Origin of the sequence: Pseudoalteromonas prydzensis, from assembly GCF_011050055.1 — a bacterium.
GTDB lineage: Bacteria > Pseudomonadota > Gammaproteobacteria > Enterobacterales > Alteromonadaceae > Pseudoalteromonas > Pseudoalteromonas prydzensis_A.
Genome location: NZ_DRGM01000043.1, coordinates 1 through 10,423 on the forward strand (window position 1 = coordinate 1; position 10,423 = coordinate 10,423).

Consider the following 10,423-nt stretch of genomic DNA (forward strand, 5'->3'; position numbering starts at 1 on the left):
ATCATTATGCTCCATGCGAACCACCAAAATAAGTAAAATTCATGGTAATCATTAAGTGGTAAAACAAATTCATTAATATTAGCAAAGTAAGTACCAATAGAACCTAAAGTGAAATTTTTCGAAATTCCTTGGGTTAAATTTATCAATAACGTTGTAATTATTGGTACATGTGCATTTACCGCTTATTTATTGCTTACAAACCTACCATGGTATTTACCCGAATTAGGTGATGGAACAAGTATAGTTTCTGAGTTTTATTTAATTGTGTTTGCAGCTATCTGTTTTGCTGTGTACTCAAGTACTGATATTAAATATGTACGTATTTTAAGTATTTCTACTACGTGGTTATTTTTAGTATTAATCGCCTTTATGTGGGCTGGCGCATTTGTGATCGGTGATAGTCAAATGTCAGCATTTACAGATAACTTAGGCTCTATTGGTACTTACTTTGCTAATATTAATGAATTTGTTTTACCACTTAATGATTACCATGAATTTTACTTATTTTGGTGGTTCGCATGGAGCATAATGATTGGTCAATTTACATCACGCTTTGTTGGTGGACTTAAAACATACCAAGTATTGGCTGCAATGTTGATTTTCCCTTCTATTCCTATCGCAATTTGGTTTAGTGTACTTTATCACTACCACGAAGCGGGCATTCCAACTCAAGGTATTAAAAACTTTGCTATGGTATTTGTAGGTATTGTATTTGTAATTAACTCACTCGATTCGTTAGTGCGTTTATATACAGATAACCTAAACTTTACCGTAAAGCGTTTTGGAAAAATGAAATACATAGTCGGAAACATTGTTGCTTTATCACTACTTACACTATTGTTTAAATTGGAATTTTTACAAATTCAGTGGGTAGGTGCATTAGTTATTGGCTTGTTCTTTATCTGTGCTGCTTTTATTGGTTACAGTAAATTTAAAACAGTAACGAATATAGATAGCTCACCAAAAGCAAACGAAATTGATTACACAAAAATTGACACAGTACACTAGGGATAAATAATGAATAACAAACTAAAACAACTTGCAGTAGCACTACCATTTGCGCTTTTATCAACAACTGCAGCAGCTGATTGGTCAACAACAATCACTGCAGCGTCTGACTACACTTTTAATGGTGTAACACAAACAGATAGCGATCCTGCAATTCAAGGTAGCTTGGACTATGCCTTTGACAGCGGTGTTTACGCAGGTGTATGGGCTTCAAATGTAGATTTTGGTGACGACACTGATTTTGAACTTGATGCCTATGTAGGTAAGTATGTGCAACTTGATGAGCAATTTAGCGTTGACTACGGTATAGCTTATTACACGTACCAAGGTAATAACAGCGATGGAAACTACGCTGAAGCTTACACAAAATTTGGTTACGCAAGTGAGTACGGACAAACTGAGCTTAACTTTTGGTACAGCTGGGATTACTTTGGAACAGGCGCCGGTCATGTAATTTCAATGGTTGCTCACACTTATGAACTAGCTCCAAACCACGCACTACGTGCAAGTTTTGATATTTCAAATTCACTTGATGGCGATAAGTTTCAGTGGGATGGCGCTAAGGGTGATAAATCATACCACCACTATCGCTTGGCATACCAAACAAGCTACGAAGGTTTTGGTATTGAAGTGGCTGCTGAAAACACAAGCTTAGATTACGATTATGCTGATGAGCGTATCGTACTTGCTGTTTCTCGCACATTTGATCTTTAATACAATTATTACTGATTAAACAAAAATGCCACTCTATTTAGAGTGGCATTTTTATTTATAAACTAACTAACTAACTAACAATATCCCAAGCACTTGTACCCGATGCTGAAAGGTTACTGGTGTTATTGCGTAATACTTTATTACCTACATTAGCTGATGACTCAGGTCGGCTTACTAAATAACCCTGAACAGAACTCACACCCATTTTTTTAACAAGTTCAAACTGCCCTATTTCTTCAACGCCTTCAGCCACAATTTTAAGACCTAACTTTTTCCCTAGATCACTAATTGTATTTAATATGTCGTTATATTTTTGGCTCTTATTAGCTTGAGATATAAACGAGCGATCAATTTTAATAACATCTATTGGTAAATCAGCTAATGTACTTAACGAGCTAAAACCTGTACCAAAATCATCAATTGCAATGGTAATGCCCTCTTCTCTTAATCTACTTAAGTCTTTAATTATTTTAGGGCTGGCTTTAATGAATGTAGATTCAGTAATTTCAAGCATCAGAGACGTAGCTGGTAAGCCGGTTTTTTTAAGCTTCTTCATTACCCAATCATAAATATCACGGTGCTTTAATTGAATGCCCGAAACATTAACTGATATTTTCACTTTGCGCATACCTGCATTGTGCCATGCAGCCATCTGTCTACACGATTCAAGCATAATCCAATCGCCAAGCTCTAATATTAAATTAGATTCCTCTGCTATTGGAATAAATTCTGAAGGGGGGATCATACCCTCAACTGGGTGATCCCATCGGGTAAGCGCCTCAAAATAATCAATCATACAATCTTCAACATGTACAATCGGTTGAAAAGATAAGTAAAAATCTTTACATGCGACCGCTAAACGCAGCTCTTCAAGTAAATAATGGTAACGGCGCATTTTGTTACCCATTTCTGGTGAGTAAACTTTAAATATCCCCTTACCATCGCTTTTAGCCCTATACATAGCCACGTCAGCTAATTGCAAAAGAGCCTGCGGCGTTGATGCACTTTCTGGATAAGACGCAATACCAATGCTGGCACTAATTTTTACTATTTTATTACCTAGCACAAAGTCTTTTTCAAGCTCACTAAGCACGTGTTTAGCAATTTCAACAACTCTGTCGCTATCATCAAGTAACTCTATAAAAATGGAAAATTCATCTCCTCCCAACCTCGATAAGTTTTGCTCTAATTGGTTAGCACTATTTATGTTACTTAATTTATGGTGGCGTAGAACATTGGCAAGGCGAGTAGCAACTTGAACTAATATTTCATCACCAAAACTATGACCAAATGAGTCGTTTACTTGTTTAAAGCCATCAAGGTCGATAAACAGGAGTGCACATTTGAGATCTTCTTGGTTAGCATGATTAATTTGTCTGTCGATATGTTCAATATAAGCATGGCGGTCAATTAACAGCGTCAGTTTGTCTTGGCATATACTGGTTTGTGTTTGTTTTACATAATTAGCAACATGCGTATTTAAACTATTTATAGACTGACCTAAGCTGCTTACACCCAAAGGGTTCTCAGCTGGTTTTACTTGCAAGTTAAATGCAGTTAATAAGCTATTGGCTTGAAGGTTAAGCTCTGCTATCTGATTTTTATAGTGGCGCTTTCTGCGCTCCCTACGTAAATACAAACCAGATCCGAATACTAAAATACATAAGAGTAAAAAGTTAATAGGTGATGCAAGCGTCATTACAATTAGCTTATTTGAATCAGCTGCTACAAACTGGGTCTCAGTGGTTTTAATAAGTAAAAAATCGGCAGTAGGCTGCTCAATAATATAATGGCCATTCAAAATGGGGTTATACCAAGGAGCCATTTCAAGAGTGGTATTAGTTATTTCGAAACTTCGTATATCAATACTGGTATTAAATAAATTTATACGGTTGATCTGATTCGTTAACTCTATGTTTATACAAAAACAAAATAGAATTATAATTAGAAAAATAAAACCGAGCGGTTTAAGTTTACTCATAAAAAAAATCCATCTATTTTGCTTCTCCCATTAAACCCATCACCAAAAAACGAATTATATCGCCTGCATTTAGTACTAAGCAAGCATTGATATAATCCTAAGCCATTAGAATAACAAAAAACTGTAACAATAACGGATTAACTCACTCAATTTAATATAGTATAGGTGGGATTAACAAAAATAAACAAAAAGGTTTCAATTGTTTAAAATTTAATACATACCGTCAATAAGCTCTATAATTTTTCTTCAGCGTCAATCTAGGCCACACCATTGCAGCCTTTAGTATCTGTCTTTGATAATCCTTTCTGACATTCCCGATGCTTTAATACAACATTTCCTAAAATTATTCTTCAACATCATGCCTTGTTAAAAAACCTAGGAATGTAACAATTATCGCAGATACAATTATTATTTTAATATTTAAAGCTGCCATGCATAGCTAACTTTTGTAAAAAATGTACGTTGATCTCGCTCAATATTTTTAAGAGAATCGTCTTGGTAACCTCTATCTGAGTAACCCAAATAAAACAACGTTTGTGCATTAATTTTATATGAGTAAACAAGCTGACTACCGTAGTCTTTATTGATTTGGCTAACTTGGTAAAAATAGGCGTTTTCGTCTCTATCAATGTCTTCAAATTGTAAAATTAATTTAAGAATTGAACGCATACTAAATTTATAATGAAGTCTAAAATCGACTAGGTTAGCAGTAAATACACGATCCCCTTGCGGATTATCTAATTGGCTGTAGTTATGTTTTACATCGAGTTGCCAATGGTCGTTAATGTCCCACACCACTTGGGTTTGAGTGTCAAACGCATCGCCTAGTTGCTCATTTGCATAATCAATGCGGCTAGCGTATTCAATATATAACGAAAGCTTTAAATCTTTAGTGGGTTTAAAACCGGTGTAAATAAAACCAATATTTTGATTATAAAAATTATCGTTATAGTTTTCATAACGGTGCACTAAACCAATTTCAAAAATAGATTGCTTTTGGCCTTTGAAGCTTAAAAAGCCTTCGTATTCTTCTTCAAGTAAGTCGCCGTTTTGCGCCCACGTTTTATCCCAGTCAGCTTCGTATGACCATGAGGTAAGTAAATCAGACTCATCTCTGTACCATGTTTGTCCACCACCAAAGCCTACTTTTTCATAATCTACTTTAGCTTGATAACCTAAATCAGTGCGATAGTCCTGCCCAATATTTTCATACGATGCAAACAATTTGTAATCACGTTTATCGCGCGTAAGTTCTAGGGCATATGCTTCATCTGACTGAGTTTCAGATAGGTTATAATTTTGAATTAAAAATTCAGAGTTACGTGTATCAGCAGATGATACTTGATACAAAAGAGTGTCCGATTGATTAAACCAGTAGCTACCGTCCACTGATAATACAGTGTTGTGATAGTCATCACTTTCTCTGTGCGTGCTTGAAATGCCAATAGTGCCTTGCTGACCTAAGTCATATTGATAACGCCCAGCGGCCGCATTCGTTTTTTTGTTTAGGCTTGCAAAGCCTGAGCCCTGATTCGTAGGCAGTAAAATATTACTATTGTCGTCGTCAGCGAGCATCAAAGCATAACTATGATCACCCGTTTTACCCGTCAGCTTTGCACCTAAGGTAGGCTCTGCAATTGTACGCGTGTATAAGAGCTCAAATAAACTGCTTTTAAAGTAAGAAGCACCATCTAAAAAGAAAGGTCGTTTTTCGGCGTAATAAATAGAAAATGTTGTATTTACATCAAGCTCTAAAGAGTCTGTTTCTACTTGCGAAAAATCTGGATTGATCGTCGCATTTAAAACAGCGTCCTTGGTTAAACCCCAACGCAAATCTAAGCCCACTTCGGTATCAATATCGCCATTATCCCAGTTGCCCGGTAATTCAGATTTATTATCGTTACGAAGTGCGGTCAATGTAGGTGTTAATTGAATATTTTTACTCGATTCAATATCGCTAAAACCCACTAACTTATCAAACTGACAAAGGCTACATTTTATATTTCTATCAAACCCCATATTTGATAGCTGATATAAAACATCACGTTGATAGTTTCTCATGACTGAAAAACCCCACGTTAGCTCTTTTTCATTTTCAGGAAAGCGCAGTGCCTTAAAAGGAATACGCATTTCAACAACGTAACCTTTCTCGTTAATTTGCCCTGCGCTATCCCAAATAGCATTCCATGAGATATCTGAACTCCACCCATCGGTGTCGGTCATTCTTATATCGCCTTGTGCACCAAGGGGATTCACATGAAATTCATAACCACTGCGTTCATCATTAAATGTATCAATAACAAGAATAACTACGTCGTCTTCCCACAGCGTATCGCGGTCACGAAGTGATGCACGAATTTGCTCAGGGTTTGGATCCTCTGCAATAAAGGCAACATATAAGTTTGTGCCATCTTCGTAAATAAAAGCATCAGTTTTTACAGGAGGTGTGCCTTTTTCGTTAGGCTCATCTTGGTAGAGTAGAGGTATACGTGTCGCGTTTTTCCAGTGCGCTTCATCCATAACACCATCAATAGTGATATTTGAATCAATACGAGATAAGGGTACTTGCTGTTTACTAGCCGCTACATCAAGGCTTGAGAGTAATAAAACGAAACTTAAAAATAGGAAGGTAAACTTTTTTATTATAGTTATAAAGTACTGCATAAACATCCATTTAGACTGTAATTACTCATAGGGAGTAACTTAAGCTGGGGATTGTAATTTATCCAGGTACATTTGTTAATACTTTGAAATGAAAAATTAACTATTTAATGATAAAGGAGTAACTAATGTTACCCATCAAGTTTCGAGTAGTTTAAGCTTATTGTCTATACCATTCCATACATCAGCGTCCTCTGGTGCAGGTTTAACCTCTGTAATGCGCGGCCAGACCAATGCGAGTTCAGCATTTAATTCTGTGAACTCTTTTTGAGATTCTGGTAGCTCATCTTCTTGGTATATTGCATCAGCTGAACATTCAGGGACACATAAACCGCAATCGATACAATCAATCGGGCTAATAGCTAAAAAATTAGGGCCTTCAAAAAATGCATCTGCTGGGCACACTGACACGCAATCGGTGTACTTGCATTTTATACAATTTTCGGTGACTACAAACGCCATACTATTTTAATACCTAAGATTTTAAACAACAGTTGTGGATCATACCCATCCACCCCAAAAATACAATAAATAAGTGCCATATCACCCTATTTTAACGTAAAATACGCGCCTTATGTTTGCACACCCATTGTGCCCTGCATTCCCTTATTGTGAGCGGTAATAATACCCCGCTATGACACCTAAAAGAGATATAAATGATACGTTTAACCGAAATAAAGCTGCCACTTGATCATGACGAAGATGCAATTGGTCAAGCAATTGTAAATAAACTAAAAATCCAACCAGAACAATTGCACAGTTTTAATGTGTTCAAACGTGGTTATGACGCACGTAAAAAATCAGCTATTTTACTTATTTATACACTCGATATAGAAGTTGATAACGAAGCCAAGCTACTCTCAGCATTTGAAAAAGACCAACATGTAAAAGTAGCGCCAGACACAAACTATAAATTTGTAGCCCAAGCCAGCGAAAATATAACAGAGCGCCCTGTCGTTATTGGTTTTGGCCCTTGTGGTTTATTTGCAGGCTTATTACTTGCTCAAATGGGTTTTAATCCCATTATATTAGAGCGCGGTAAAGAAGTACGTGAACGTACAAAAGACACGTTTGGATTTTGGCGTAAACGTACACTTAATACAGAATCAAACGTACAGTTTGGTGAAGGTGGCGCAGGTACTTTTTCAGATGGTAAATTATACAGCCAAGTAAAAGATCCAAAACATTATGGTCGTAAAGTCATTACTGAATTTGTAGAAGCTGGCGCACCAGATGAAATTTTATACGTAAGTAAGCCACATATTGGTACATTTAAACTTGTCACCATGATTGAAAAAATGCGTGCTCGTATAATCGAACTCGGTGGTGAAATTCGCTTTAGTACACGTGTTGACGACATTCATTTAGATGATGGGCAAGTAACAGGCTTAACGCTTTCAAATGGTGAGCAGTTAAATACTCGCCATGTTGTATTAGCTGTAGGTCACAGTGCTCGTGACACGTTTGACATGATCCACAAAAAAGGCATTTACGTTGAAGCAAAGCCATTCTCAGTCGGTTTTAGAATCGAACATAAACAATCAATGATCGATGAATGCCGTTTTGGTACAAATGCCGGTAACCCTATTTTAGGCTCTGCCGATTATAAACTTGTTCACCATTGTGATAATGGTCGCACAGTTTACAGCTTTTGTATGTGCCCAGGCGGTACTGTTGTAGCGGCAACGTCTGAAGAAGGACGTGTAGTAACCAATGGCATGAGCCAATATTCGCGAAGTGAGCGCAATGCTAACAGCGCTATTGTTGTAGGTATTTCTCCAGAGCAGGATTTTCCTGGTAATCCGCTTGCTGGTATAGACTTACAACGTAAACTTGAAGAGCAAGCGTATGAGCTTGGTGGTAGCAACTACGATGCACCAGCACAATTAATTGGTGACTTCTTAAAAGGTAGATCATCTGCAGAGTTAGGTGAAGTACAACCATCTTACACCCCCGGTATTAAGTTAACTGATTTAAGTAAGGTACTACCGCAATTTGCTATTGATGCTCTTCGCGAAGCTATACCTGCTTTTAATAAACAAATCCGTGGTTTTTCTACTAATGACGGTTTACTAACTGGTGTTGAAACACGTACTTCGTCGCCAATCAGTATTAAACGCGATAAAACGTTCCAAAGCATTAATACTAAAGGGCTTTACCCTGCTGGTGAAGGTGCAGGTTACGCTGGCGGTATTTTATCAGCGGGTATTGATGGTATTAAAGCAGCTGAGGCGGTTGCGCTGTCTATGCTAGAAAACGCTTAAACCTCTTTTTTAAGCTGTTTATCGAAAAGCCTCACTTTGTGAGGCTTTTTTGTGCTAAATGTATAGAAAATAATAACAATCCAAGCACCTCAACAATGATCAAAACATTTACCTTTTCGCTGCTTAGTGTATTAGCAATTTTTAACACTAAAGCACAAGAACTAAAAACCATCGGTGAAATTCACAGTGCATATAAAAATAATTCTATTAATGCACAGCAACTCACCCAAAATTATATAGACCGAATTAATAAACTTAATCCACAATATAATGCGGTTATTAGCTTAGAGCCTACAGCACTTGCTCAAGCTAAAACGTTAGATGAACTTGCCACTAAAGGAACTTGGGCTGGACCATTACATGGAATACCTGTACTTCTTAAAGATAATATAGAAACTAGAGGCACCCTTCCCACAACGGCTGGCTCTTTAGCACTTAAAAATAACGTTACTAATAATGATGCTTTTGTTGTTAAACAACTACGAAATGCGGGCGCTATAATTTTAGGTAAAGCTAATTTAAGTGAGTGGGCAAATTTTCGTTCATCCTATTCATCTTCGGGCTGGAGTGCTGTAGGCGGACAAACACATAATGCGCACGATGTAACACGTAACCCATGTGGTTCTAGTGCAGGCTCTGCTGTTGCGGTAGCACTTAACTTTGCGCCTATAGCATTAGGGACTGAAACAGACGGTTCAATTACGTGCCCTGCCTCAGTAAATGGAGTTTATGCAATAAAACCGAGTATGGGCCAAGTATCACGCTCAGGCGTTGTGCCTCTTTCAAGTAGCCAAGATTCAGTAGGGCCGATGGCGCATTCACTTAAAGATTCGCTGCTGGTTTTATCTGTTTTGCAAGGTGAAGACTCCCTTGATGCGACAACTACAGGGTTTGAATTAAAAACAGGTAATCTAAAATCAAAATCATCACTTATTATTGGTGCACTGCCTAGCGACAAATTTACAGTTGAAACGCAGCGCCTTTATGCCAAGCAGTTACAAGCATTAAAACAGGCTGGGCACACTGTTATTAATGTAGATATTACTGATAACTTAGATACGCTATTTGCTGATGAATACTATATTTTACTCTACGACTTTAAAGCCGAAATTAATCATTACCTCGCAAACACTCCAACACAAGTGGCTGTTAAAAGCCTAAAAGCACTTATTAATTTTAATATTCAAAATAAAAAAACAGAAATGCCCCACTTTGAGCAAGACATCCTAGTTCAATCACAGGCTATTGATTTAACTAACAAACAAAAATACCAGGAGACTAAAGAACGCTATCGCACTTTAGCAACGACAGCCATTGTTAATGTATACAAAAACAACAAGCTTGATATTGTTATAGCGCCTACAGTATCCCCCGCCTGGAAAACTGACTTAGTTAATGGTGATAATTTTAATGGCAGTAGTAGTTCGTTATCTGCTATTGCTGGCACAACGCACATAACCCTACCGGTCGGAAAAGTAAGTGGTTTACCGGTTGGTTTGTCCATAATAGCAAATAAAGAGGACGAGCAAGCGGCTTATTTATACGCAAATATTATTGACGAGGTGTTATCACCAGGCACAAAAAAACCTGAGTAAACTCAGGTTTTTTTTAAACTAAACGGCGTAACTATGACTTTTTAAGTGACAGTTCTTCGCCTTTTAAGCTTTTACGAACGCTTGAAATACGTGAGCGATTTACTGCTCTCGCTTCACCGGTTGCTTGTCCTGATAACTTGTTAGAACGTGTACGGCGTAAATGCGCTGGTTTTTTACCAATTTTATCAATTAGTACTTCA

The 10,423-nt window shown here is 37.3% G+C and carries 6 protein-coding genes and 2 pseudogenes; 4 read left to right on the forward strand and 4 right to left on the reverse strand.

Annotated features, from left to right (window positions below):
* Positions 1 to 96: 96 nt before the first annotated feature.
* Positions 97 to 1,008 (forward strand): annotated as a pseudogene (locus ENH88_RS03710) (BCCT family transporter); the annotation flags it as partial.
* A 9-nt stretch (positions 1,009 to 1,017) separates the two neighbouring features.
* The gene (locus ENH88_RS03715; protein ID WP_024599927.1) at positions 1,018 to 1,722 is read left to right on the forward strand and encodes a TorF family putative porin; all 705 of its coding nucleotides are present in this window, start codon (positions 1,018 to 1,020) and stop codon (positions 1,720 to 1,722) included.
* Between the two features lie 70 nt (positions 1,723 to 1,792).
* On the opposite strand, the gene ENH88_RS03720 is transcribed toward ENH88_RS03715, so the two are convergent.
* The 3 genes from ENH88_RS03720 to fdxA form a co-directional block, all read right to left on the reverse strand.
* Positions 1,793 to 3,547 (reverse strand): putative bifunctional diguanylate cyclase/phosphodiesterase, encoded by a 1,755-nt coding sequence (locus ENH88_RS03720; protein ID WP_414704784.1) that lies wholly within the window; start codon positions 3,545 to 3,547, stop codon positions 1,793 to 1,795.
* Positions 3,548 to 4,123: 576 nt separating this feature from the next.
* Positions 4,124 to 6,367 carry a carbohydrate binding family 9 domain-containing protein gene (locus ENH88_RS03725; protein WP_024599925.1) on the reverse strand — a complete coding sequence of 748 codons (2,244 nt, stop codon included), beginning with the start codon at positions 6,365 to 6,367 and terminating at the stop codon, positions 4,124 to 4,126.
* 135 nt (positions 6,368 to 6,502) lie between these two features.
* Positions 6,503 to 6,826, reverse strand: a complete 324-nt coding sequence (fdxA, locus tag ENH88_RS03730; protein ID WP_024599924.1) for a ferredoxin FdxA — start codon at positions 6,824 to 6,826, stop codon at positions 6,503 to 6,505.
* Between the two features lie 194 nt (positions 6,827 to 7,020).
* On the opposite strand from fdxA, the gene ENH88_RS03735 reads away from it, so the two are divergent.
* Both ENH88_RS03735 and ENH88_RS03740 read left to right on the forward strand, forming a co-directional pair.
* Positions 7,021 to 8,628, forward strand: a complete 1,608-nt coding sequence (locus tag ENH88_RS03735; RefSeq protein ID WP_024599923.1) for an NAD(P)/FAD-dependent oxidoreductase — start codon at positions 7,021 to 7,023, stop codon at positions 8,626 to 8,628.
* A gap of 95 nt (positions 8,629 to 8,723) precedes the next feature.
* On the forward strand, positions 8,724 to 10,223 hold the full coding sequence (locus ENH88_RS03740) for an amidase family protein (protein ID WP_024599922.1): 1,500 nt from the start codon (positions 8,724 to 8,726) through the stop codon (positions 10,221 to 10,223).
* 31 nt (positions 10,224 to 10,254) lie between these two features.
* On the opposite strand, the pseudogene ENH88_RS03745 reads toward ENH88_RS03740, so the two are convergent.
* Positions 10,255 to 10,423: pseudogene (locus tag ENH88_RS03745) on the reverse strand (ATP-dependent helicase); the annotation flags it as partial.

Coding starts and splice junctions, on each gene's coding strand:
- ENH88_RS03740 (WP_024599922.1), top strand. CDS start 8,724: ATGATCAAAACATTTACCTTTTCGCTGCTTAGTGTATTAGCAATTTTT.
- ENH88_RS03715 (WP_024599927.1), top strand. CDS start 1,018: ATGAATAACAAACTAAAACAACTTGCAGTAGCACTACCATTTGCGCTT.
- ENH88_RS03725 (WP_024599925.1), bottom strand. CDS start 6,367: ATGCAGTACTTTATAACTATAATAAAAAAGTTTACCTTCCTATTTTTA.
- fdxA (WP_024599924.1), bottom strand. CDS start 6,826: ATGGCGTTTGTAGTCACCGAAAATTGTATAAAATGCAAGTACACCGAT.
- ENH88_RS03720 (WP_414704784.1), bottom strand. CDS start 3,547: ATGGCTCCTTGGTATAACCCCATTTTGAATGGCCATTATATTATTGAG.
- ENH88_RS03735 (WP_024599923.1), top strand. CDS start 7,021: ATGATACGTTTAACCGAAATAAAGCTGCCACTTGATCATGACGAAGAT.